The sequence below is a fragment of the Paenibacillus sp. FSL E2-0177 genome (assembly GCF_037992975.1).
Taxonomy (GTDB): domain Bacteria; phylum Bacillota; class Bacilli; order Paenibacillales; family Paenibacillaceae; genus Paenibacillus_AQ; species Paenibacillus_AQ odorifer.
This window is the reverse complement of the sequence record NZ_CP150307.1, coordinates 3,029,114-3,052,490: the sequence shown is the minus strand read 5'-3', so window position 1 is coordinate 3,052,490 and position 23,377 is coordinate 3,029,114. Positions and strand designations below refer to the sequence as shown.

Genomic DNA, 23,377 nt, shown 5'->3' with positions numbered 1-23,377 from the left:
AAAGCCAAAGATCATATGATTGGTAGGGCCTTTTATACAAGGCCCCAATGTTGATAAGGGCAAGCCCGATTATAAAGAATCGGTCAATGTGCCATCACAAATATGCAGATATCTAGCCTTTCCATCTTCTTGCTCAATTCTGAATAAACCGTTCTCAAATTCTGTGTGTAGTTCGTGAAAGAACTTTCCCTTAAGCGAATACTCTCCCTGAGGTTCATCACTGAGCTGGTACTCAGCCCCGTTTTTGACCAGGTAAGCGATAACGCCTTCCTCATGGGTTTCTTCCAGCCCTGCACGCATCCGCTGCACAGCCACGACATGCAGATCCATCATTTTCATTTTACCAATGAGTTCATTGATGAAATTACGTTTGGTAAGCTCCTGCCACCGAGTTTGAGCAGATTGTCCAATGACGATCTGTGTAACCTCATTCTCTTCAGCAACTTCTACAATAATATCTGTTGTTTTTCGGCCTTCACGTTTCCGAATGATAAACTCTGCGCCAGCTTCATCGGCAAGACGTTTCCAGACCGTCATATACATTTCTTTGCTCTGATTATATTCATCAATATCCGAACTATCGACATTTAATACAAACAATGGCGCCCCTATAATTTCAGATAGTTGGACACCACGCCGGATTAAACGCTCCCCATGCGGACCATAATGAACACAAACCATAATCTTTTCATTGTGTATGACCTTCACCCTCCTGTAACATGGCCAAGAAATACAAAAGGAGCCCACTGGCGTTAGGCCCCTTGCGTAATTCTAAAACCCGATAAGTTATACTTAATTATATCTATTCCTATGTTTTTTGTAAAGTTTGTTGGTTATCATGGAACATATTTCTTTTTAATGCTTGTATCATGCCCTTCTCTAGCAGTTGTCATACAATGGTTATTATATATTCCTTTACAGGAATATTCCCTCTGTGGTATATTATCATCACAAACAGGAAATACCAAAAAGGAGGCGCTATAGAGCCGCTCAACCAGAGTATATCATAATAGAGATGGGAATGAATTTAATGAATCGAAGTGATCTGTGTTTATGAATACTAACGTTATGAGTGCCTTAGCTGAGCCCCACCGCATGCAGATCGTTGAACTATTACGCAAGAATCCTCTAACCGTTGGGGAGATTGCAGAAAGTCTTCAGCTACGGCAGCCTCAAGCGTCCAAGCATTTGCGCGTCCTTAGTGAAGCGGGCTTAATTGAAGTTCAAGCTGTAGCTAACAAGCGCATTTGCAAGCTCCGTCCTGATCCATTTAAGGAAATAGACGATTGGTTAAACTCCTACCGCCATATATGGGAAGAACGATACGATCGACTGGATGATTATTTACAAAAGCTACAGAGCAATGAAAACAATAATAAATCATAGCCTCAGGCCGAAATTGGCAGGAAGCAAACAAATTTTGAGGAGGATCTATCCCATGACAAATTCTAACCCGTCCAACCAAGTGGTATCCAAAGTTGTTGATGGCAACACATTAGTATTAGAGCGCGTATTCCAAGCTCCACGTGAGCTAGTATTCAAGGCTTTTTCTGAGGCTGAGCATTTGAAGCACTGGTGGGGTCCAAAAGGTTGGACGCTTCCCGTATGTAATGTCGATTTCCGTCCAGGGGGTACTTGGCATTATTGCATGAAGTGCGTGGATAAGAATCAAGGGGATTTCTACGGTATGGAGTCTTGGGGCAAGGCGTTGTATAAGGAAATTACAGTCCCAGAACAAGTCATTTATACAGATGGATTCTCAGATGCAGAGGGTAATATTTCAAAAGATTTGCCTGAAACGCTTGTCCAGCTAGATTTTATCGACCTGGAGGGTCAAACGAAGCTGGTGAATACCGGTAAATACACTTCTCCGGAAGCCTTGCAACAAGTGATTGATATGGGGATGTTAGAGGGGATTTCCCAAACCTTCGACAATTTGGATGCCCATCTTGAGAATTTACAGAAGAATAACTAGAGCAGCTATCACACGATAAATAGGACGACGCAAGGATACTCTCTCCTGCTCGTCCTATTATGTTTATTTTGCAGGAAATAAGAACCTGATACTATTCGGAAAATATTGCAGGAAAAACGTGTCATTATGCGTGCCCAGCGGATCCGTCTCAAACTTCACTCGCTGATCCGCTCCAACAATCTTCTCTTTTAAAATATCATAAGCACGTTTGCTGTTAGGCACCATGTCCTTCTGGGCATTTGTCTTGTGGATCCCTTCCTGCTCACCAACATACATATAAATTCTGCATTCCCTATCTAGTCTTGAAGTCTCCATGAAATGAATGAAATCTTTAAACCATACAGACGCAGATATCAATATAAAATTCCCAACGGTAGCTTCAGTCTTGTACATCGCGTACAGACTTATTAATCCACCTAGTGAAACACCACCCAAAGCCAATTTCTCCGGCTCGTTAGAGATGCGATAGGAGCTTTTGATATAGGATACAAGATCCTGATAGACATAATTCAAATAATCATCGCCCTTGCCCCCAAAGGACCAATCCTTAAAAAGAGCAGGCATTTCCCAAGGTGTATATTCATCATTCCGCAACTGAGAATCAATCCCGATAAAAATAACCGGTTCTGTTACTCCCTCTTTCACATCTTTCTCTATAGCTGTAATCGCCTCTTTGAACAAAAAATCTCCATCCTGTAAGAAAACCGCTGGGAACATCCGCTCCGGAAATAGATGATATTCTTTCGGTAAATACACGGTAATCTGACGATCCATATGTTCAAAAAGCACAAGCTCGCCTGCCCTCATTTGCGTCATATCCCCACTCCTTAACAGTTCAGCACTCGAAACGCTCTACTCATAATCGTTGGTACTACAGAAGCGTGATTTTCATTGGGTGCGACATAGTGCTCAACCTCTAAATTAGGCAAAGCATACTCGTTCAATTTTGAAAATAAATCTGCTGCGTCATCGACCATAAAGGATTCTTCACTTCCTACGGTAATCAATAATTTTTGTTTATCGGCCGTCAGCTCTTGACCCTTGCTATAGAACTGCTCCGCATACGTCAGGATTTCATGATCATTCCACCAAATGGATGGACTAGAGGCCAAATAATACTGGAATAGCTTCGCACGAGTGAATAACGTCCAGAGGACAAATAAACCGCTGAGAGAGTGACCAAACAAGGCTTGTTTATGCTGATCCACATTATATTTCTTGTTGATTGCTGGCATTAACTCTAATTCTAAAAAAGCCAAAAACTTCTCAGCTCCACCATGTGGTCCTATGTCAGCATTTTTCAATCGATCCGGATATACATACTGCTTCGCTGGAGGTGTGAAATCATAAAATCTTCTTTTGGAGACCTCTTCATCTGTACCATAATGTCCAATGCCAATCACAATTGCTGGTGCAATAAAAGTTTTCGGGGCATTTCTTGACTGCAATTTCACAACATCCCGACCCAATTGAAAATATGAATTACCATCGAGCATGTAATACACGGGAAAGCCCTTTTCTGGTGCTGCTTCTCTCGGAAGAGAAACCTTTATATCGTACGTGTAACCCATATACTGAGATTCAAGTTTCCATGATTCTGTGTGTTCGAGCTCTACTTGTGTTGTCATTTTTTCTGTACACTCTCCCCTACACTCTTGACTTTGCTAATAAATATAAGAAATAAGGAATTCCAATAATCGAAACGACTATACCCACGGGTAACTCTGCCGGCTGAAATATTGTTTTGGCAAAATAATCCGAGATCACCAGCAAAAACATCCCTACCACTGCACTGGATAACATAATATAGCGGTGATTAATCCCTACTAATCTTCTGGCGATATGAGGAGCCATCAAGCCTATAAAACTTATAGAACCGGATACAGATACACAAACACTTACGATCCCCACACTGCATAACAGAAAGATCAGCTTTTCTTTTTCTACAGAGATCCCTAAGCTCTTTGTACTGGAATCCTCCAATTGAAAATAATTGAGTAAATAGCTTTTTCGATACATTATAAATCCTAAAATAAGCACCCAAGGTGCGATCATAATGATATAAGTCCAGTTCGCGCTGTAAATACTTCCGACACTCCAAACCGCAGCCATCTCATAATCACTTGCATTCATTTTCAGAGAGATATACAACGACAATGCACCAAAACCACTGCTAATCGCGATCCCTGTCAAAATCAAGCGTTGCATATCGAGTGCACCATTCCGCCATGAAAAAATAAAGATAATGACAACTGCGGCAAGCCCACCTACAAAACCAAACAGCGGCATGGCTAGTATCGAGAACCAGCTTTCTTTGAAAAAAGTAACTCCCGACATCTGAAAGAAAAACATAAACGCAACGATGGCAGCTCCTGCGCCTGCATTAATCCCAAGGATACCTGGATCAGCCAGCCCGTTACGGGTAATCCCTTGAATGACAGTTCCCGCTATCCCCAGACCTATTCCTACTAATGAGGCAATAATGATCCGTGGTAACCGAAACTGAAAAATAACCAGGTCAAATTTAGCATTAGGATCTATTCGCAGCAGTGTTTTTATCACATCCATTACAGACATATCAAACACGCCATTCGTAAGATGAAAATACCCGGCCACAAGGGTTAACAGGATAAAAACTAATAGTGTAAGCATATAGCGGCTAAACTGTACTTTACTTCTATCCACGCTGCTCTCCCCCTTTAACCCGAATTAAATAAAGGAAGAAAGGGATGCCAATAAAGGCTGTTACAACACCAATTGGCGTCTCAAACGGAAAGTTAATATAACGGCTTAAGACATCGCAAAACGCTAAAAAAACAGCTCCAATCACCGCTGAGCAAGGAATGATAAAGCGATAGTCTATACCTACGATAAAACGTGTAATATGAGGAATGATTAGACCCACAAAGGCTATCTTGCCGACTAAAGCTACTGCTGTCCCGGTCAGACATATAACAGATATAATACTGACAATTTTCACCCATTTTGTTCGTTGACCCAAGCTAATCGCGGTTTCATCCCCCAGGGAAGCAACCATTACTGACTTAGAAATACTAACCGCCAAGAGCAGTCCAACGATTATAAAAGGAACTGATAATATTAGCATATCTGGATTAACGGTATGTATTTTCGAGCTATACCAAACGCTAACATTTTGTGAGACTTGAAAAAACATCGCTACTGCTGAGGCGATACTACTTAAAAAAGTACCAATTACAGTTCCAATAATGGCTAACCTGACTGGAGATAAACCGTTTTTAACCAATGAACCAAATCCGAAAACCAAACCTGCTCCGATGGCTGAACCCACCATAGATAAAATAATCATCTGAACATTCGATAATCCCGGATAAAACACCATAGCCAACGTAATAACAAATGCCGATCCGTCATTTACTCCCATAATCGATGGTGATGCAAGATAGTTACGTGTAACCCCCTGCATTAACGCCCCTGAAACAGCCAGAGCCGCTCCAACTAATAAAGCGGCGATTACACGCGGAAATCTAGATGTCATAATAATGTTGTGATCCACATTATTAGCATCGAAGTGTGTAATCGCCTGCCATATTGTCAATATTCCAATATCTTTAACACCATATAAGACGGATACAACCATTGCTAATACGATGAATAATGGAGAAGTTGAAAGGATCAATATAACTTTCCAATTTTTTGTATTCATCTTATTCATCGCACCTTCGGTTTTACTTCAACAGGTTTTCAATTGCCGCATCCAGGAATCTTACTTTAGACCAAGCCGTTCCACCTTGTGCCAACGGATCAATTGCATTTACAAACACATGATTATTTTTGACAGCAGTTACGCTTTTGAAGATCGGATTCTTGAGCAAATCATCAAGTGCTGTTGCATTATCAGTATTCTCACTAGTCTCAAACTGCAAGAAAATATAGTCCGGATTAATATCCGCCAAAGCTTCTAATGAAAGCTCTGCTTGTGCCTCTGTAGAGGAAATCACCTCAGGAATGGCAGCACCCAGATCTTCATAAATAACCGGATTCAAATAAACGCCAGCAGGATACACACACATACTGCCCTGACGAATACGAATGACTAGAATGGATTGATCTTTCAGCTTTTCTCCAATTTCAGCCTTTGCACCCGCAGCTTTAGATTCATAATCACTAATAATTTTTTCTGCATCTGTGGTCTTACCGGATAATTGGCCTAATAAGAGCAAGTTATCTTTCCAGTTTGTTGAAATATGTGAATAAGGAATCATCGTTTGAATTTTATTAAGTGCACCGGCCACATCTTCCCCAAACTTGGAAGACCCTAAGATAACATCTGGATCCAGTTGCAGAATCGCTTCATTACTTGGAGCAAATTTATCCCCCACTAAGGATGCACCCGCTAGGTCAGTTGACAGATAACCTGGAATAGCATCAGCTATTGCAAGTACACCTACAGGTTTCACTCCCAGTATGGCAGCATCTTCCATAGATTCGAGACTTGCTGCTACAATATTATTAATCTTTGCAGGCACGACATAATCCTTGCCCAAATATGTAACGGTTTGTTCAGTGGCAACAGCCTCCTGAGCCGCATTTCCTTTGTTATTTGCAGTTCCTTCTGCTGCTACTGCAGCATTATTTGTGCTTTTTTCTGAAGCTGTCTTATCCTTTTCATTGTTACCGCAAGCTGCCAAACTCAAAGCTAATACTGCTGATACCCCAGCTAATAAATATTTTTTCTGATTCATAATCAATCTCCCCATCTATATTTTATTTATCATTCTTCAAACTAAAGTAATGATAATGAGAATCGTTATCATATTAAATCATATGAGAATAATTATCAATACTTTTCTTTGATTATATGAAATCTTGTAATTTAACAGATGCGTTGAATTATTAGTGAACATGCAGAAGAACCCGCACCAACTGCGGGTTCTTCTGCACTATAAATATGAGTCCACTTTTTAATCTGCGTTATAAAACTCAGATAAGTCACGGAACAACAATCCGCACGCCTCTAGTCTATTAAGTTCCTCATCCACATCAGTGAGCAAATTGCTTTCTCTCTCATGGGCTGTATTGATTAGCCACGGTTGTCCCTGTTTTAGAAAACAAAGATCATCAGGCAGCCTGGTCTGTACCCACGAGTACAAGCTGGTGGAATAGGATAAAAGAATATTGACCGCTTCAGGTGAACAATCAAAAAAATAAACATCTGCATAATGCCCCATAAGCCGAGTCCCCGGCCAATAGTCATCTTTTATGACCTTTTTGAGAAAAGGTTGCAGCTGTTCAAGCAGTTCATATCCTTCTGGCTCCAACTCCATCTGATCACGTTTTACTAGAATAAATTCATCACATACTTCCATAGCTACCTGTACCAGCGTCTTGTAGGTCTGACCCGTTGGTTCCTGCAAAATAGTATGAATAATAATGTACCCCCTCTACTTACTTGTATTATTCAAATATTCTTTATGCATCCTACCCCAGCCACACATGCTATCCAAAACTGTAATTAGCGATTTGCCATGTTCTGAAATACTATATTCCACCCTGAGTGGAAGCTCATGATAACTCACCCGATCGATAAGCTGATCCTCTTCAAGCTCCCGTAATTGTTTAGCTAACGTACCTTGGGAGACATCTGGGATAATCCGTCTAAGTTCACCAAATCGTTTTGTGCCATCTATCAATAAAATAAATAAAATGAGTGGCTTCCACTTTCCACCGATCTTTTCAAGTGTTGTAAGAACCCCGGTTAATCTCGGCTCCAACAAATCCATGCGATCCCCTCTTTCGATAGTTATTTAACTGTATGTTCGAACCAGCTAGTACGAAAAATCGTACCTAGTACGAAAAAAGTGCGTACTGTGCAGGTTATATTTTATAGCTAATAATAAAAAACAGAACTTAATAAGTCCAATTAACTATGAACGGAGAAGATAAATATGTCCACTATTTCATTAAAAAACCAGCGCATCGTCATTATTGGAGGAAGCTCCGGAATAGGGCTTGCAACTGCCAAACAAGCGGTAGAACAAGGTGCAGCTGTCATAATCGCTGGACGATCACAAGATAAATTAGAGAAAGCTCAACAGCTTCTGGGATTCGATTCAGTTGAAATTCATTCACTAGATAATCAAAATGAACAGGACTTGAAGGATTTCTTTGAAAAAATCGGCGTTTTTGACCATTTGTTCACTCCGGGAGCCTCCTATGTTAGAGGACCGATTACTTCTAGCTTGGAGATTGCACACAGTTGCTTTAATGCAAAGTTCTGGCCGCAATATAATGCTGTAAAGCATGCCATCCCTTTTATCAACCCTACAGGCTCCATTGTTCTTATGTCCGGCGCATTCAGCCAACGTCCACTTGCAGACGGTGCCTCCTATGCAGCTTGTAACGGCGCGATTGAAAGTCTGGGAAAAGCATTAGCAGTAGAATTGGCTCCGATTCGGGTAAATGTCATCTCCCCTGGAACCATTCATACCAACTTTAATTGGGAAGGCGCAGAACAGGAAACTAGAGACAAGGCTTACGACGAATATACGAATATCAATATCCTTAGGAGGGTTGGTCATGCCGACGAAGCAGCACATACAACGATTTATTTGATGACCAATAGCTATACAACAGGAAGTACTTTATTTCCGGATGGGGGATATATTTTGCGATAAAAAACAGCTGAGTCAATAAGTTGGAAACACTACTTATTGACTCAGCTTCTTTAGTTTAAAGAATCAGGGAGAAATTCCCTGATTATCAGCCAAGGGATCATTTCCCCTTAGTTACGATCATAGTAAATTCAAAAAAGGAGCATAATCTCAGTTGAATTTTAATTTCTATGACTACTTCGTATTAAAGATTATACTTATGGAATCCTCCTGAATCTCCTTAATTGTATATATACCGATTTTTTCAGCAGCGCTCACTAACGCTGAGATATACTCAGGAGTTGAATTTAATTTCCGAGCAGAGGCCTTCAGATTAATGGAGAACTCATCCCCATGCTCGTCAACATCAAGAGATTTCACATAAACTTTAAATACCTTTACATAATGCTCATAGTTAACCAAATGCTCTTCAGTAACACCTTGAAATGAAACATTTACTTTCAAGGATTCCGGCTTCAGGAAGCTCACCTTACCTGCCTTGTCTACCTGCCCTACTTCAGGATTCAACACTTGATATTCAACTCCGTCAAGGATTGTAAAATCCATCCCATTATCCATAGTGACTAGTAAATTAAGACGTATATCGATAGCTTCTGGTCCGATTAATGTCAGATAGTCACTTACTTCATGCTTGATCGATTGTCCAGCCTCTTTCCCGGCGAACATAATCAATGGACTATGTACACGTCTATTCCATGACTTCTCTTCATGTGTACCCAAAGGGTCCATCTGAAAGAATAGATCCTTCCCTAATACAAATCCCTTCGACTTTAGTACAGTCACAAGCGGATCAATTGGCATTCCTTCGGTTACGCCCATGTCGAGCCAAATCTTCAATGCAGGCTTCCCGGACTCTTTCGCCAACTCATCCAATAGACGTCCATTGCTTACCCAAGTGACAGGGGATAAAGCCCCTATCGCTGAGAAGGTCTCCGGGTGCTGATACCCCATCCATAAAGCCTGAATAGCACCGAATGACGATCCCATTATCATCCGGTGATCCCGATCGGGAATGGTCCGGTAAGCACCATCAACATAGGGAATAACTGTATTGATAAAATATTGGGTAAATTCGGCTGCACTCGCTCCATCCGAAGGAATAGACTCGTCCGGAAATGGAACATACTCCATTCCCCGTTCTGATCCATCACTTGAAGCGACTCCTATCACGATAACCTTCTCCATGGTTCCATCAGCAACGAGCTGATCAATAATCTCCTCAACTCTCCATTCTTTGCCTAAAGAGCTGGTATTTGTATTGAAAATATTCTGCCCATCGTGCATATACACAACGGGATAACGCTCACTGTCAGCTTCATAACCTGCAGGTAAATAAACAAATATTCTCCGCTCACCTATATTTTCTATGTGCACAGTACCTTTTGCCGCCCCCACATTGGTTGGGTTCTCCGATGCATTAGAAGTATTGCTTATCGTTGGATTGGGGGTTGGTGATGTAGCAACTTTTTCATTTACATTTTCGTTACTGGAACATCCCGAAAGCGCTAACAAAACTAATACTGCAAACCCCAAAAAGCTCCATCTAAATAATCCATTTGAATGCATAGAACCCCTCCTGATTTTTGTTCAAACGTTTTCACAACTCTTATTATACAGGTTTTATATGGGATTATGAACATTTTTTCACAAGTTGGGGAGCGTTATAAAACGCTCAAGTTTAATTGTATTTCATACAACTATAATCAAACAGAAGGCTCGATCACTGAATATAAGTGTATTTCATGCAGCTATTTTCTGAAATTACTCCCTTATAAGTGGATTCTCTAGTTTTTAGTTGTATAAAGTGCAGTTAAAGTCAGGATTATTCTTTTGGCTCTCGAAATAACTGCACAAAGTACAGCTATTTCGCAGATTCCTTCAACATCCCACAACAACATCCGACACCAAAAAAATCAAAGAAGCAATCAGTCAGCTTCCACTAGCTCATCATTTGCAAAAGCAAACCTCCCCGCAGACCAAAAACACCAGACAATGATTCTTCACGAACTGAAGGATCATTGTCTGGTGTTTTATTCAGATTCAGTAAGGGTTGTTTGGAGACAATCTCTTCTTTCCAATTAGTACTGTTGTCTTTCCTCGTAGGATACGAACAGCATTCTACGTTGCACATCCATAAGCATACGAATTACCCAACTTGCTAACAAGGAAACAACAAATCCAGCTACTACATAGGAGATATATTGTTGGGATAATGTCCAGTCGATCTGGAACAAAGCAAACACACTATTCTCTAAAATGTTCAAATCCATGGTTTGCAAGAAAATCTGGTGCAGCACAGGTAGTGTAATCAGGCCCAGTGCAGCCGCTACTACAGTTACTGTTATTGAAAAGAATATAATGCTGGATACGAATCGCCCCATAATCAGCATGACGTTACGGGCAAACTTCGCTCCATGAAAACCTAACTTCATTCGTTGCAGGAAGCCCGCTCCCTCTAGCTGCATATCCGATCTGGCCTCTTCACTAGGTCTAGGAATATCTAACAATGATCTGACCAGCTCTTGCTCAAATTGTACGATGTAATCCAATCCCTTAGCTACTGCAAAAAACAAAGGAATTCCGATGAATATTGGGGTTAACGCAATGGATAACGTCAGCCCTGTCACCATAAACACGAAATATACAATCGTAAGCGGCAAAGAGATTAAGAAGTATAAAATACTCCGATATGTCTTTGGACTTGCTCCACGTTTGCGCGTTTTAGATTGGGGTTGTGATTCTGCTGGAATATGCATGGAATCAAGAGCTCCCATCGGCATAGTGTATAACTTATCATTCATTTCTATTGTCCTTTCTCTCACGTTTTTCAATTAATCTCATTATACGTGGGAAAAAGAAGGCTCAAAACAGTCTTGGGGCTGGAGTCATACCAGACTAAAGGCTAGGATTTGTTGCTCAAGGCGCATAATTAACCGGATTTATGATTTTGCTAGGCTACAACCCCAACTTATTTCCCTTTTCCAGCCGCACAATCTGCTGTTCGCCATTATCTGCCAGCTCTCTGAACTGATTAATGGTTTCACGCATTTTGGGGAGAGCTTCCTGCTTATAAGTACTGATGGAATCGAGAGCGGATAGCACATCTGTAAAAGCTTGCTTTAATGTATCCACTGAAATACTTGATTCTAACGACTGTTTATGGATTTCCGCCCCTTGGTTTTTCAACATTTTTGAGGTACCGCTGATCAGGCTATCGGTGGTTTGATTTAAAAGTTCGATCTTTTTCAAAACAATTCGTTGATTATACAGCGCACTAGCTACCGTAACCGATATTTTCAAGGCAGACACGGTAACATTTCTAGCTCTGTCCACCCCTCTGATCAGCTCTTTATTATTTCGAATAACCACCTCTATGGCCATAATTCCTTGTTGATTCACTACAAGCATCTGTTGCAAATCCATGACACGCTGCCGCAACGGAAAAAGCACTTCTTCTGTAATGAACCGAACTTTCTCCTCATCCTCATCACGCAGCTTAGCCGCTTCCAGTTGCGTCTCTATCTCCTGATCCATCAGCATGCCGAGCTGAATTTCTTTTTGTAGTTTTTTTGTAAGTTCCCGAAGTGCCTGTTGCTCAAATTCCAGCGTAGTATTATCGTTCTTCAAAACGGTCTTACCCTTGTCTAAAGAAATTATAATATCTGAAATGACAGCATCCGCCTTTTGATATTTAGCAAAATAACTACGTAATGGATTAAAGAACTTCCCAAGAAAACCCGTCTTGGCAAAATCTACTGCACTGGGATCCAAATCCTTCAGCTGGAGATTAAGCTCCGTCAAACCTTTTGCTACTTGGCCGCCTTCATCCCCTGTCTTTGATAAATTCCCCACTGAAACCTGCAACAGGGAGTTTTTGTCCGAAGAGGATCTCATCGTTTCCAAACCGAAGCTATCAATGGATTGCAGCACCGCTTTCCGCTTATCCAGTGACTCTAAATTCAGATCCAGAATGGCGGAGACATTGTTTACTGCCAGTGTTTTCAGTTGTGATACTTCCTCAGGCTCAGGTTTGACCTGCTCTTCAATTACTGATTTCAGCTTTTCCTGACTTACGACTTCCATAGTAAACGACATAGAACCCCTCCTATAAAAAATAGCTTACATTTGAACATTGAGCAGGTTGCCAATTTTATAGACTACATCATCTGTATCTGCATTGATGTTGGCCGCTTCATTTATACTCGAAATACTCTCAAGCGCCTTGATATTCGCATTGTAGCCAATCGTGTAAATCGGGATTTTGTAGGTCTCAATAAGACCTCTGATATCATTCAAGGAATGCCCTTCATTGGTCTCTCCATCACTTAATACAAAGATCAACGGCTTCAAATCCGGATTTAGCTGTAATTCCGTTTGAAGCATATGGATGGCTACCGCGATCCCGTCAAAAGTAGCCGTCCCCCCATTTGCTTGTAGACTGTCAATCGCACCAACAAACATGGACTGCTGGTTCGTGTCATATTTTCCAATCGGAAGATTGATTGTAACGTTATCAGAGTAAGAGACAAAACCAATGCTGTTATCCTTGCCCAAGTACTTCTGGCCTGTTAATAAAGATTGCTTTAAGCGGTTCAAGGGTTCCCCGTTCATACTTCCTGAGACATCTGCCACAAATACTGCGGCGATAGGTTTATTGCCATTTTTCTTCTCTTTCCACAGCTTCTGAGCTGAGGATATGAGACTGCCATCCACTGTACTAAGCTCTGATTGGTAATCATTAAGACCATTGAAGCCTTTTTTCTCACCCAGCTCCTGGTATTTATCCTGTTCAACAAACTCAGCAAACTTCTTAATAATATCGAGTTTTTCCTGAGGAAGATCACCTAAAGCATAAAGCGGGCTGTCATGTCTTACACCAAAAGGAGTGAATACATACCCCCCTTTCAAATCTGTTGCATTCAAAAAGATCTGGTATTCTAAGACAAAAGCATCAAGCTTACCGGTTTTTGCAGCCTCTCGCATCTGTAAAGTGGTTGAGGCAATAAAGGGAACATTTGCTTGGAATTTCTCAAAGCCCTGCACCGCTTGCTCACCAAGTAAGTCTGAACCGCCAAACGTCCCAAGCGCTGTTACCAGAAAGTTTAAACCCGTAGAACTGGCAAAAGGGTCGGTATAGCCCATTGATAATTCATTATTTGCTATGGCATCTGTAACCGTCTTGACGTTTAAAGAACCGTATTTCTCTATTAGTTCATCATATTTCGCCTTACTGGTAACAATACCAGCTACATTACCTACAAGGCGTTTAGTGATTAGCTGAGTGTTCATCCCGTTTGCTTTTACCATTTCGCCCCACAACTCATTTGATGGGGTAAAGGCATCTGGCACATACTTCCCAGATCTTATGTAATCTGTCGCTGTACCTGAAGCAATATTACGGATTTTCACAGAAACGTGACTCCCGTTCACCTCAATATTAGAGTTGTTAAAATCTGTGGCAACTTCATTTAGCCAACCATCATTACCCGTTCCTGATTTCTCTGTAGAAGAGAATATCTCTACAAAGCTATCTGTTGTATTGTCTACGGATACAGGAAACTTTGAGATATCTGGTAATGAATCCCCAATCGCAACAGGATCCAGGTCAATCTGGCCTTTAATTTGCTCAGCAGTGGTCACGTTTATGTTCTTATATAGCTTCTCAAGCTGCTTCCCCGCATCTTCGGAAGAAATCTGGGTTTTGGTTTTTCCTATATTAGAAGTCAAGGTGATTCCAAAATACACGAGAGCAAAAACTACCACCGTAATGGTCCCTAAAACTGCTACTGTTTTTCCTTTATTAGCCATACACATCTCCCCTTCATTGCTTATAGAATTTCGTCTGCTTGATCAGCTCATCGATTTCCTTTATACAAGGCATCTCTTCAACATCTGTATAATCTGTACTGTCAAGTAGCGATATTTCCAGCAGCAGCTTATCCAGCTTCAGCAGAATCTCTTCATTTGCCCCAAGATACCCTGTTACGTAGGCTAAATATTCATTGTACAAAGCTGTCTTTTTTTGCACCAGTTTATCTGAGAACTGCGAGGGTCTATGCTGGCTGGAGAAAAGGGTGAACTCTGAGGCATCAAATACACTGAGTTTATTCAGAATCCCTCGAATGTTCAGGTAAAAAAGCTTTGCTACTTCATAACTGACTGCATTAAATTTTTTGAAGCTAAGTTCAGTGGATTCGAATCTCTGACCTAAAACATCTAACAAGGTACTTCTCTTCTTTTCCATCCGGGATATCTGATCTAGAGCAAGCGCAATGTCTTTTTTCAGCACTTTGACATTTTTGTATTGAGTAAGCGCGGCTATATAATCCTCATAAGATTTCAGTGTTTTCACAGCAGGGATAGATGAAGGTTTAAACAATAAAATATAACTTCCGTAAAGAACAACAAGTAGACTAACAAACAACAATGTCACACCTAAAGCTATTTCAAATACACTGGTTCCTCCGATTTCCACCCCTAATAAACCTGGTGACAACACGATAATGTTCAGTAGTACCACACCGAGAATAAGTCCCAACAGCTTTATGGCTCTAAACCCGTTCATCACAACCACCTCCTGCATCCAGTCACTTCTATTGTATGGAGCAATTTCTGTTATTACGTCTCTTCATTTGCTATATGCTAAAAAAATAAGGAATTAATCAACAAAAAAACCTTAACAGGCAATAAGCCTATTAAGGTTAACGATCCCTATTTTATACCCACGCATCATTTGAATACCCGCGTTGCTCCCAATATCCCGTATGATCGCCTTCGATCAGCTCAATCCGGTTCAGCCACTTCACAGACTTGTATGCGAACATCTTCGGAACGATTAACCGTACAGGACCGCCGAGATCGCTAGGAATCGGCTTTCCATCATGCATTACCGCGACCAGCACATCATCCATGTCGGCTTGTTCCAATGTGAGCGTATCCGTGTATACACCATCACCAGAATAGAATTTCACAGTCTTAGCTGTGGGCTTCACACCGGCCTGACTCAAAAGATCTTTTAGCTTGATTCCTTCCCAGGTATTCTTATAGACTGACCAGCCCGTCACGCAGTGAAAATCACTCACCTGAACGGTCCGCTTCAGTTTTACGAACTGTTCCCAGTTCCACTTGAAATTCTGCTCCACAAGCCCATCTATCGTAAAAGACCAATTGTTGTTCGTAAACTCTGGAATCGGAGTGACTGTGTAAACACGGAATTGTCCTTGCGCCCCTCCTCCGAGAGGGGGTGAGGATGCCGCCAGTGGCTGGGGTGCAGGCAACAACTGATTACGATCACTTTCGATCAGCTTATCAATTGTTTCGCTGCCCCCGATATTTCCAATTGAACTGCCGAGCCATTTTATAAACGATGGACCTATAGTGACCGCAAGCCCAACACCAATCGATCCGCGTATGAAAGCTCTACGTGTATAAACCGGCTGCGGGGTTTCCCGATGATTCGAAGGGCTACCTGTCTCAATGCCACTTTTCACTATCCGCCGGCTCGGTTCTTTAAGCCATTTTACCCGAGTCAAAGAATGATAAATAATATAAGGAAGGCCTATCCAGGTCAATAAGTCATGGACGACCAGAGCAACGTTCGATACATGTGGACCCACCACGCGGAATTGCCAGAGTAGCACTCCTGAAACGAACCAGCCGAGCAGCAATGAAAGTACAACGATTACATTAAAACGTTGCCAAGGCCGCTCCTTCAGTTGTTTCCAATGTTTCCCTGCCAGCAGCAAATAATAAATAACCGGAATAATCGAAGCAACACCGACCACGATATGAAGCCCTTTGATCCATACTCTGCCTTCCCCTAAGAAGCCACGCCAGAAGCCACCTACAAGTACAAGTCCTGTGAGCGTGAGCAACACAACCAGCCAGCCATTCCAGGTATGAAGCGCCCGAAGCTTTTTCCCGTATCCCTTGCGCAGCCGAGCCAGTAAAGAATTCATTACCTTTCCTCCTCTTCACTAGGTATGCTCAAATAGCTCTTTATCCTGATTCTACTCTAATAATGTTAGAAAAGACTTTGAAGCAGCTGTAAGAGGAACTCCACGCAGGGTAGCAATTCCTATGTTACGTTCTGGCAAAGGTGGGTCCAGAGGAATCTCGACAAGCTCACCTTTCTTCAATTCTTCGGTTACGTAATCACGAATAACAAAAGCAAGGCCAAAACCACGTTTCGCAAACTGAACAAGCAAATCCACACTTCCCAGTTCAAATTCAGGTGTAATTGTCAGATGATTAGAAGCTAAAAACTGATCCATATACTTTCTGGTGCTGCCACCCGCTTCTAAGCATAACAACGGATACTGCTGAATGTCTGCAAGCGGCATGGTCTTGTCCGCCAAATGACGAAAACCTTTGCCCCCTACCAGGCAATCTTGAAGCTGAGTACTTTTGCGAAAATCAATCTGTTTATCAGATGTCGGCAAGCTGACGATACCAAAATCAATTTTCCCTTCTTTTAAAAGCGTAAGTGTTTCTGGTGTCGTACGATTCGTAATATGAATGCGGATATTGGGAAATTGTTCATGAAATTGCTCCAAATAAGGCAACAGATAATATTTGCATAAGGTATCACTTGCTCCGATATGAATCTCGCCGCTGTTCAGATTGTTCATATCTGCGATCGCTCTTTCGCCCATGTCTACATGATGAAAGGCTTGCTCAATAAAGCTTAGCAGTACTTTTCCTTCTGTTGTTAGATCGACCCCGCGAGAAGTGCGAAAAAATAACGGGCCGCCCATTTTTTCTTCCAATTGTTTAATCGTGTGACTTACTGCCGGTTGTGTAATATTGAGTCGTTCTGCCGCAGCAGTTAAACTCCCAGTATTCGCTACCCAATAAAAAGAGCGATACCACTCCAAATTAATGTCCATCCCCACGTCATTACTCCACCTTATAATAGATATAACTTATATCAATTTTTCTAATGATTTAACTAGCATTATACTTAGTCCTGTAGCCAAAAACAAGCTTGGGAGGCGAAAACGCGTGACCGTAATTGCAATTGTAGGAGCAAACTGGGGCGACGAAGGAAAAGGAAAAATGACGGATGTGCTAGCTGCACAATCTTCCTTTGTCGTTCGTTTTCAAGGTGGTAGTAATGCTGGGCATACCATCATAAACCAATATGGAAAATTTTCATTGCATATGCTGCCATCTGGGGTATTTTATCCTTCCGTTACAAACATTATTGGACCCGGAACAGCACTTGATACAGAAGTATTAATAAAAGAATTGAAAGCTTTAACGGATAGAGGTGTGCCAAAGCCTAGATTATTCGTATCCGAACGGGCGCAAATCGTGCTTCCAATCCACCGTTTGTTTGATGAACTAGAAGAGGAACGTCTGGGATCTCAAGGATTCGGTTCAACAAAACGGGGAATCGCACCATTTTACGCAGATAAATATGCAAAGCTAGGCATACAGGTAGCGGATTTATTTGATACCGCCCGACTTGAGAAACGTCTTGAACAATTACTCGCTTCCAAAAATATCTTACTTGAGCATTTATATAAGAAAGCGCCGATCCAAATCTCGGAATTAATGATTCAGCTGCAAGAAGAAGCTGCACAGCTAGTGCCTTATGTAGCCAATACAACAGACTTGCTGCAAGAGGCTTATGCCAAGGGAGAGACTATCTTACTTGAAGGTCAGCTTGGGGCTCTGCGTGATCCTGATCACGGTATTTATCCTTACTCCACCTCCTCTTCAACACTTGCCGGGTTTGCACCTGTCGGTGCCGGTCTTCCTGCAGCAGCTATCACGAATGTCATCGCTGTAACCAAGGCCTATTCCAGTTGTGTCGGCGCTGGACCTTTTGTTACGGAATTAGAAGGGCCCGTTGCGGATGAACTTCGTACAAGAGGTGGCGATGCCGGGGAATTCGGGGCTACGACTGGCCGTCCTAGACGTATGGGCTGGTTTGATGCTGTAGCTACTCGTTACGGTTGCCAAATGCAGGGTGCCACTGAAGTCGTGTTGACTAATCTTGACGTGCTTGGTTATTTGGATGAGATTCCAGTTTGTGTGGCTTATGAGCTTGAAAATGGAGAGATCACCGACAAGTTCCCGGCTACGAATAAACTGAACTCTGCAAAACCGATATTCACGCATTTATCTGGCTGGAACTGCGATATCTCTCAGATCACCGACTTCGAAGATCTGCCAGAACAAGCTAAGCTTTACATTGATTTTATTGAAACCTCTATTGGCACGCGTATTACTACGATTTCCGTGGGTCCTAGACGCGAACAGGTCATTAATCGGATAACGAAATAATCATATACGTACTAAATCTCTGTAGAATTTAAAAGAAGCGCCTCTCTTATTAGAGAAGCGCTTCTTTATTTTATTCATGAGAAGGGCTGCCTCATACGTAGAAAAATCCACTTTTGAGACAGCCTCTTTTTGTGTACTCTTTTTAAATCAACACGGCATCCACTTTCGTCTGCGGAGCCTTGTCACAGCGTTTACAGACCTTAACGACTGCTCCATCCGTTTTTTTCTTGGGATAAAGCAGCTTAATACGGGTGTTCTGACAGATTGGGCAAGTGCCCCTCCCCCTTGATGGTAAATTCCAAAGTGCATGTCCACGTTTTGACTTTGCCATGAATAAACCCCTCATTTCGGCCAACAATAGTCAACACTTTAATTCTGAAAGTGCTTCTCCAAAATGATATGTCGCAAAGACAGGCTCTATGACTAAAGTAACGCAGAAGTTAGGAAGAATTAATTCGTATAAATCATGGAGACAACACCGTTCGTAAAGGTAACATAGTTATAATTACCATACTGCCAGGTCTCCACTTGAATGCCACTACCTGATAGTGTGGATTTACTTATTGGCTTACCCCAACTAAACTCCACTTGCTGCTTGGTCATCCCAGTAGCAACTATGCTCTTTTTAATCTTACTCCAAATCGCATCCGACCACTTATAGGTCTTAAATGGATCCGTTGTTAAGAAATATTCTTTATTTCCTAATGTACGGATCAACTCATCCCCCGACATTGTATAAGAGTTAAGAATTTGCCCCGTTGATAAAACCTTAAATGAAATGGCGAATTCACCTTCATAATCAGGTAGAATATCTACAATAGTGACTTTTTGGAACTTATAATCGGAGTCGAATTGATTGAGCCAATATGTTTTTCCAATGAACTTAACGAGGTTTCCTTGTTCTTCCTTCTTAAAAATCTGCGCAGTTTGTTTCGTATAGGCGAACAACTCTGCTTTGCCGAAGTAGATCTCCATCGTCTGATAATTTCCATCCCAAATTAACTCTGCTGACAGTGCAGTCTTTAAAAGCGTGGCAGGAAAAACTGTAGATCCGTCGATCTTTTGCACCTTACCACTCATTTTGACCTTCGCACCATTCACCATTGCAATATCGCTTCCGAGTTGAAGCTGTATTGGCAAATCACCTAGACGAATGCTAAAGGTTTTAGTTGCTGTATTAACTTGGACTGTTGCTCCCAACGTTTGAAAAACCGATTGAACCGGCAAATACATTGTTCCATTAACAAATGCACCTTGATCAATATCATGGTCCGCACTGATCGAAACTTTTATTGTTTTGGAATCTGATCCTGAAATGACCGTTACGTTCGTTTCTCCTACCGCTAAGGCTTTCATTGTGCCATCGGCTTGCTTTTGCAGCAAATAAGGCTTTTCAATTACGACATTTGCTTGAGCTAACGGAACGCGTTCGGAAATGCCATCGGCATCTTTAGCATAGATTTGTACCGGAACATTGTCCCCAACAGTGATTTCGGTAGCATCCATCTGAAAAATCAAATCTTCAACCTGCGGATTGCCTTCATTGTATGATGACGAAACTGAACTGGCACTCCGTAAAATACTACCTTGATCGTAATCGACGTTACGCGTATCTGCCGCCTTCACTGTATGTATTGGACCCAACATAGATACTGCTAACGCTGCAGTGATGCTCCATTTAATAGCTTTCATTTTCCTTACATCCCCCTCTAAATATATAAACCTTAATTACTGTATCACAATTCCACAATTTTACTAGAGAAAAATTTACAGAAATATTTTTTTGTATTTCTAGTGAATTTACTCCGTGATAATTACAGAGTCTTCCATTATAATCATGGATTAGGAGGTATTAACTCATGGAAATAATAGCCGACAGATTGATATTAAGAGATTATACAAGCAATGGGAGATTGGCTGGGTTCTACTGCCGGAATACTGGAAAATGGGCTATGCGACAGAAGCCGTCAAAACACTGATAGGCTACGCCTTTAGCTCTCTTAATGCCCATAGAGTCGTTGCCTATGCCAATGCAGAGAATCTTCAATCTGAAAAAGTTATGATTAGAGCAGGAATGATTAGGGATGGAATCCTCAGAGAGACTAGATTTTGCAATCAACAATGGTGTGACGAACTCATTTACTCTGCTTTGGAACAGGAGGCTACATTAAATTGACAACAATCAAAGTTTTAAATGAAGGTTATGTAAGATTAGTAGATCATATGGGCTCAGATTTAACGGTTGCTAACGCTGCGCGTGTTTCTTATGCTAAACAATCTTTTGAGCTTAGTGATCGGGATGTCAAACTAATAAAATTCCTTGCCCGTGAAGGACATACCTCTCCTTTCCGCCATGCCATCACTCAATTTGAGGTTTATGCCCCATTAATGGTTGCGAGACAGTGGTGGAAATACGTAGTCGGTTCTGCTCATTACGAAGGTACTGGAGATAGCTTGGAAGCCTGGAACGAATCCAGCCGCAGATACATAACAGAAGAACCCGTTTTTTATCAACCTGCTGCGGGAGAATGGAGATCCAAACCAGAGAATTCCAAACAAGGCAGTGGTGACATCATTGCATGGGAGCTTGGTGAAAAATACACCCGTGAGCTTCAAGAATACACCGAGTTAGGATTATCTAAGTATGAAGCAGCTTTAGCAGATGGCATATGTGCTGAACAAGCAAGACTGTTTCTACCCGCTTATGGATTATTCGTTCGTTGGTACTGGACAGCTTCAGTTCAATCTGTAGCTCATTTTTTAAATCAAAGACTGGAGCATGACGCTCAGAAAGAAATTCAGGAGTATGCAAAAGCAATTTTATCGCTAATTGAGCCACTATTCCCTGTCTCTTTTGATCAGCTGCTGACAACCGGCTCTGTAAGTTAATTTAATTTCCTTATATAAAAAAAAGAGCCGCCAAACCCTTGGCGGCTTTTCCCTTTTTAAACTACCAACCCTCGTATAACTTCAAACTCGTCCCTACTGACTTCAACGAACCCGAGTGATGTATATAAATTCGTAGCACGTTCGTTTTCGATCCGATGGCCAATAACGATTTTGTCGCAATGATGTTCTGCTTTAATATAACGAATTAAGGTATCCATACCCGTTCTGCCTAAACCCCTGTTCTGATATTTCTGGTCAATCATAAAAGCCATAATCCAATAACTTCCATCCTCAGGATCTACGCTATACACAGAGAAACCTACCAATTCTTCATCTGCGTATAAAGCGAGCGGGGTCATACCACAATAAGCTGCTTCTGCTAACCAATAGACCACCGGTACAGGAAAAATAGCCTTTTGCTCATCCGATACTTCTAATTGAGTACAAGCGTACCAGTTTTTTTCAGTAATATCCTTCAGCACTATATGTGGTTGAAAGCCGGTTCGTAATCGGTCACAAACTCTTTCTAATTTCAGTTTAAGTTGTTTCGCCCAATCCGGGAAAATAGAATCATCCGTATTCTCCATACACCGAAGTAATCTAGCAAAACTGTATAAGTCTGCAAATCTTTGAAATTCAGGTATCAACTTCATATACTCATCATCTAGCTGCTTAACCGATCTATATCCATTAATAAAATGGTCAATGTTTCTTCTACTCTCATTATCATCCGATTCCGTCAGGTCTCTTAACGCCGATGTAATATCCATCGCAAACCAGTGATACATAGAGTCATCAAAATCGATGGCACTGTAGCGGGATTCTTCTTGCATATAAAAGATATTATCCATCTCAAAATCATAATGCACGAGCCCAGTATGCCCTACTCCAAAAGGAAGCTCTGATAGCCAAGCTTCAATCCGCTCATATTCCTTAAGCGCCTTATGCTCCTCAGGATGCCTGCTCAATACGGAATAAATAAAATTCAATGAATCGACCCAGCTTTTGCGATAAGGTGTGCTCGGTGCATAGGTTTCCGAAAAATTATGCAGACGTGCAAGCGATTGGCCCCATTGATAAAAATGAGGTTCCTTCATCTCATCAAGTGAAACATATTCACCCTGGGCCTGTTCAAAAACTACCCCGTGGTATCGCCCGTGATCCGTTAACAACGTTTCAATCCAATTGCCAGACTTAGAACGCACTGGAGAGACAGTCTCATAACCTTGTTCTAATAAATACATCATAAAATCCAGCTCTGCCTGGATATTGTCTGGAGAATTATCCTCTTCATGAGTAAACCTTAAATAAAAGCGGTTACCATTCCACTGAAAGGTATAAATAAAATTGCTGCTGGCCCTTACCATCTTTAAGGTTCCAGGCTCATGATTCCAATACTTAATCATCTCTTTAGCAGGAAGATCGTTCTCCGTTCCCCGCACCATGTTCATTAAAGTCATCATTGTCCGATAGTGCCTCCTGCTTCATGACGGATTTGATTTTGGGTCCCCCCATTAACATTATCGGTAAATTATTCTATTAAATCAAGGGAATTTAATAGGCAGAG

Annotated in this window: 24 protein-coding genes; 6 read left to right on the top strand and 18 right to left on the bottom strand. The window is 41.5% G+C overall.

All coding sequences use genetic code 11. The features are described from left to right. Positions 1-69: 69 nt before the first annotated feature. Positions 70-708: a universal stress protein gene (locus tag MHI25_RS13615; RefSeq protein ID WP_232061321.1), complete on the bottom strand. Its 639-nt coding sequence runs from the start codon at positions 706-708 to the stop codon at positions 70-72. A 345-nt stretch (positions 709-1,053) separates the two neighbouring features. On the opposite strand from MHI25_RS13615, the gene MHI25_RS13610 reads away from it, so the two are divergent. Both MHI25_RS13610 and MHI25_RS13605 read left to right on the top strand, forming a co-directional pair. Next, a complete protein-coding gene (locus tag MHI25_RS13610) occupies positions 1,054-1,386 on the top strand; it encodes a metalloregulator ArsR/SmtB family transcription factor (protein ID WP_340395535.1) in 333 nt (110 codons plus the stop codon). 52 nt (positions 1,387-1,438) lie between these two features. Further along, complete coding sequence (locus MHI25_RS13605; RefSeq protein ID WP_076183573.1) at positions 1,439-1,975, top strand: SRPBCC domain-containing protein; 537 nt, start codon at positions 1,439-1,441, stop codon at positions 1,973-1,975. 63 nt (positions 1,976-2,038) lie between these two features. Here the strand turns inward: MHI25_RS13605 and MHI25_RS13600 are convergent, their stop codons facing one another. The 7 genes from MHI25_RS13600 to MHI25_RS13570 form a co-directional block, all read right to left on the bottom strand. Then, positions 2,039-2,791 (bottom strand): alpha/beta hydrolase-fold protein, encoded by a 753-nt coding sequence (locus tag MHI25_RS13600; RefSeq protein ID WP_340395534.1) that lies wholly within the window; start codon positions 2,789-2,791, stop codon positions 2,039-2,041. 11 nt (positions 2,792-2,802) lie between these two features. Further along, positions 2,803-3,603 carry an alpha/beta hydrolase-fold protein gene (locus tag MHI25_RS13595; protein WP_076304205.1) on the bottom strand — a complete coding sequence of 267 codons (801 nt, stop codon included), beginning with the start codon at positions 3,601-3,603 and terminating at the stop codon, positions 2,803-2,805. A gap of 19 nt (positions 3,604-3,622) precedes the next feature. Beyond that, on the bottom strand, positions 3,623-4,627 hold the full coding sequence (locus MHI25_RS13590; RefSeq protein WP_076126226.1) for an iron ABC transporter permease: 1,005 nt from the start codon (positions 4,625-4,627) through the stop codon (positions 3,623-3,625). A 25-nt stretch (positions 4,628-4,652) separates the two neighbouring features. After that, positions 4,653-5,669 (bottom strand): iron ABC transporter permease, encoded by a 1,017-nt coding sequence (locus MHI25_RS13585; protein WP_076126037.1) that lies wholly within the window; start codon positions 5,667-5,669, stop codon positions 4,653-4,655. A gap of 13 nt (positions 5,670-5,682) precedes the next feature. Continuing rightward, the gene (locus tag MHI25_RS13580) at positions 5,683-6,699 is read right to left on the bottom strand and encodes an ABC transporter substrate-binding protein (protein ID WP_076126035.1); all 1,017 of its coding nucleotides are present in this window, start codon (positions 6,697-6,699) and stop codon (positions 5,683-5,685) included. Positions 6,700-6,918: 219 nt separating this feature from the next. After that, positions 6,919-7,371: a hypothetical protein gene (locus MHI25_RS13575; RefSeq protein WP_081383245.1), complete on the bottom strand. Its 453-nt coding sequence runs from the start codon at positions 7,369-7,371 to the stop codon at positions 6,919-6,921. 27 nt (positions 7,372-7,398) lie between these two features. Further along, positions 7,399-7,737 (bottom strand): winged helix-turn-helix transcriptional regulator, encoded by a 339-nt coding sequence (locus tag MHI25_RS13570; RefSeq protein WP_076126032.1) that lies wholly within the window; start codon positions 7,735-7,737, stop codon positions 7,399-7,401. A gap of 165 nt (positions 7,738-7,902) precedes the next feature. On the opposite strand from MHI25_RS13570, the gene MHI25_RS13565 reads away from it, so the two are divergent. Continuing rightward, positions 7,903-8,631 carry an SDR family oxidoreductase gene (locus MHI25_RS13565; RefSeq protein WP_340395533.1) on the top strand — a complete coding sequence of 243 codons (729 nt, stop codon included), beginning with the start codon at positions 7,903-7,905 and terminating at the stop codon, positions 8,629-8,631. A gap of 171 nt (positions 8,632-8,802) precedes the next feature. On the opposite strand, the gene MHI25_RS13560 is transcribed toward MHI25_RS13565, so the two are convergent. From MHI25_RS13560 to MHI25_RS13530, 7 genes are all read right to left on the bottom strand, one after another. After that, complete coding sequence (locus MHI25_RS13560) at positions 8,803-10,194, bottom strand: alpha/beta hydrolase-fold protein (RefSeq protein ID WP_340395532.1); 1,392 nt, start codon at positions 10,192-10,194, stop codon at positions 8,803-8,805. Positions 10,195-10,706: 512 nt separating this feature from the next. Next, entirely contained in the window at positions 10,707-11,429 is a 723-nt protein-coding gene (locus MHI25_RS13555) for a sensor domain-containing protein (protein WP_076126026.1), read from the bottom strand. 154 nt (positions 11,430-11,583) lie between these two features. Beyond that, the gene (locus MHI25_RS13550; RefSeq protein WP_076280780.1) at positions 11,584-12,723 is read right to left on the bottom strand and encodes a toxic anion resistance protein; all 1,140 of its coding nucleotides are present in this window, start codon (positions 12,721-12,723) and stop codon (positions 11,584-11,586) included. A 24-nt stretch (positions 12,724-12,747) separates the two neighbouring features. Beyond that, positions 12,748-14,436, bottom strand: coding sequence for a VWA domain-containing protein (locus MHI25_RS13545; protein WP_076279088.1), 1,689 nt, complete (start codon positions 14,434-14,436; stop codon positions 12,748-12,750). Positions 14,437-14,449: 13 nt separating this feature from the next. Continuing rightward, on the bottom strand, positions 14,450-15,193 hold the full coding sequence (locus MHI25_RS13540) for a hypothetical protein (RefSeq protein WP_340395531.1): 744 nt from the start codon (positions 15,191-15,193) through the stop codon (positions 14,450-14,452). Between the two features lie 151 nt (positions 15,194-15,344). Continuing rightward, the gene (locus MHI25_RS13535) at positions 15,345-16,586 is read right to left on the bottom strand and encodes a molybdopterin-dependent oxidoreductase (protein WP_076183537.1); all 1,242 of its coding nucleotides are present in this window, start codon (positions 16,584-16,586) and stop codon (positions 15,345-15,347) included. Between the two features lie 51 nt (positions 16,587-16,637). Next, a complete protein-coding gene (locus MHI25_RS13530; RefSeq protein ID WP_076126224.1) occupies positions 16,638-17,516 on the bottom strand; it encodes a LysR family transcriptional regulator in 879 nt (292 codons plus the stop codon). A 115-nt stretch (positions 17,517-17,631) separates the two neighbouring features. Here MHI25_RS13530 and MHI25_RS13525 point away from each other — a divergent pair, with 115 nt between their 5' ends. After that, positions 17,632-18,921 (top strand): adenylosuccinate synthase, encoded by a 1,290-nt coding sequence (locus MHI25_RS13525; protein ID WP_076189928.1) that lies wholly within the window; start codon positions 17,632-17,634, stop codon positions 18,919-18,921. A gap of 142 nt (positions 18,922-19,063) precedes the next feature. On the opposite strand, the gene MHI25_RS13520 is transcribed toward MHI25_RS13525, so the two are convergent. Next, a complete protein-coding gene (locus tag MHI25_RS13520; RefSeq protein ID WP_036686376.1) occupies positions 19,064-19,252 on the bottom strand; it encodes a hypothetical protein in 189 nt (62 codons plus the stop codon). Between the two features lie 119 nt (positions 19,253-19,371). After that, positions 19,372-20,613 carry a stalk domain-containing protein gene (locus tag MHI25_RS13515; RefSeq protein WP_248548131.1) on the bottom strand — a complete coding sequence of 414 codons (1,242 nt, stop codon included), beginning with the start codon at positions 20,611-20,613 and terminating at the stop codon, positions 19,372-19,374. Positions 20,614-20,800: 187 nt separating this feature from the next. Here MHI25_RS13515 and MHI25_RS13510 point away from each other — a divergent pair, with 187 nt between their 5' ends. Next, complete coding sequence (locus tag MHI25_RS13510) at positions 20,801-21,097, top strand: GNAT family protein (RefSeq protein WP_340395678.1); 297 nt, start codon at positions 20,801-20,803, stop codon at positions 21,095-21,097. Next, positions 21,094-21,810, top strand: a complete 717-nt coding sequence (gene thyX, locus MHI25_RS13505; RefSeq protein ID WP_340395530.1) for an FAD-dependent thymidylate synthase — start codon at positions 21,094-21,096, stop codon at positions 21,808-21,810. The genes MHI25_RS13510 and thyX overlap by 4 nt, the downstream gene beginning before the upstream one ends. A 56-nt stretch (positions 21,811-21,866) precedes the next feature. On the opposite strand, the gene MHI25_RS13500 is transcribed toward thyX, so the two are convergent. Continuing rightward, positions 21,867-23,273 carry a GNAT family N-acetyltransferase gene (locus MHI25_RS13500; protein WP_340395529.1) on the bottom strand — a complete coding sequence of 469 codons (1,407 nt, stop codon included), beginning with the start codon at positions 23,271-23,273 and terminating at the stop codon, positions 21,867-21,869. Positions 23,274-23,377 lie beyond the last annotated feature (104 nt).

What these genes read in the sequence shown, in the direction of transcription:
- MHI25_RS13610 (WP_340395535.1), top strand. Translation starts at nt 1,054, where the DNA reads ATGAATACTAACGTTATGAGTGCCTTAGCTGAGCCCCACCGCATGCAG.
- MHI25_RS13605 (WP_076183573.1), top strand. Translation starts at nt 1,439, where the DNA reads ATGACAAATTCTAACCCGTCCAACCAAGTGGTATCCAAAGTTGTTGAT.
- MHI25_RS13600 (WP_340395534.1), bottom strand. Translation starts at nt 2,791, where the DNA reads ATGACGCAAATGAGGGCAGGCGAGCTTGTGCTTTTTGAACATATGGAT.
- MHI25_RS13595 (WP_076304205.1), bottom strand. Translation starts at nt 3,603, where the DNA reads ATGACAACACAAGTAGAGCTCGAACACACAGAATCATGGAAACTTGAA.
- MHI25_RS13590 (WP_076126226.1), bottom strand. Translation starts at nt 4,627, where the DNA reads ATGCTTACACTATTAGTTTTTATCCTGTTAACCCTTGTGGCCGGGTAT.
- MHI25_RS13585 (WP_076126037.1), bottom strand. Translation starts at nt 5,669, where the DNA reads ATGAATAAGATGAATACAAAAAATTGGAAAGTTATATTGATCCTTTCA.
- MHI25_RS13580 (WP_076126035.1), bottom strand. Translation starts at nt 6,699, where the DNA reads ATGAATCAGAAAAAATATTTATTAGCTGGGGTATCAGCAGTATTAGCT.
- MHI25_RS13570 (WP_076126032.1), bottom strand. Translation starts at nt 7,737, where the DNA reads ATGGATTTGTTGGAGCCGAGATTAACCGGGGTTCTTACAACACTTGAA.
- MHI25_RS13565 (WP_340395533.1), top strand. Translation starts at nt 7,903, where the DNA reads ATGTCCACTATTTCATTAAAAAACCAGCGCATCGTCATTATTGGAGGA.
- MHI25_RS13560 (WP_340395532.1), bottom strand. Translation starts at nt 10,194, where the DNA reads ATGCATTCAAATGGATTATTTAGATGGAGCTTTTTGGGGTTTGCAGTA.
- MHI25_RS13555 (WP_076126026.1), bottom strand. Translation starts at nt 11,429, where the DNA reads ATGAATGATAAGTTATACACTATGCCGATGGGAGCTCTTGATTCCATG.
- MHI25_RS13550 (WP_076280780.1), bottom strand. Translation starts at nt 12,723, where the DNA reads ATGTCGTTTACTATGGAAGTCGTAAGTCAGGAAAAGCTGAAATCAGTA.
- MHI25_RS13545 (WP_076279088.1), bottom strand. Translation starts at nt 14,436, where the DNA reads ATGGCTAATAAAGGAAAAACAGTAGCAGTTTTAGGGACCATTACGGTG.
- MHI25_RS13540 (WP_340395531.1), bottom strand. Translation starts at nt 15,193, where the DNA reads ATGAACGGGTTTAGAGCCATAAAGCTGTTGGGACTTATTCTCGGTGTG.
- MHI25_RS13535 (WP_076183537.1), bottom strand. Translation starts at nt 16,586, where the DNA reads ATGAATTCTTTACTGGCTCGGCTGCGCAAGGGATACGGGAAAAAGCTT.
- MHI25_RS13530 (WP_076126224.1), bottom strand. Translation starts at nt 17,516, where the DNA reads ATGGACATTAATTTGGAGTGGTATCGCTCTTTTTATTGGGTAGCGAAT.
- MHI25_RS13520 (WP_036686376.1), bottom strand. Translation starts at nt 19,252, where the DNA reads ATGGCAAAGTCAAAACGTGGACATGCACTTTGGAATTTACCATCAAGG.
- MHI25_RS13515 (WP_248548131.1), bottom strand. Translation starts at nt 20,613, where the DNA reads ATGAAAGCTATTAAATGGAGCATCACTGCAGCGTTAGCAGTATCTATG.
- MHI25_RS13500 (WP_340395529.1), bottom strand. Translation starts at nt 23,273, where the DNA reads ATGATGACTTTAATGAACATGGTGCGGGGAACGGAGAACGATCTTCCT.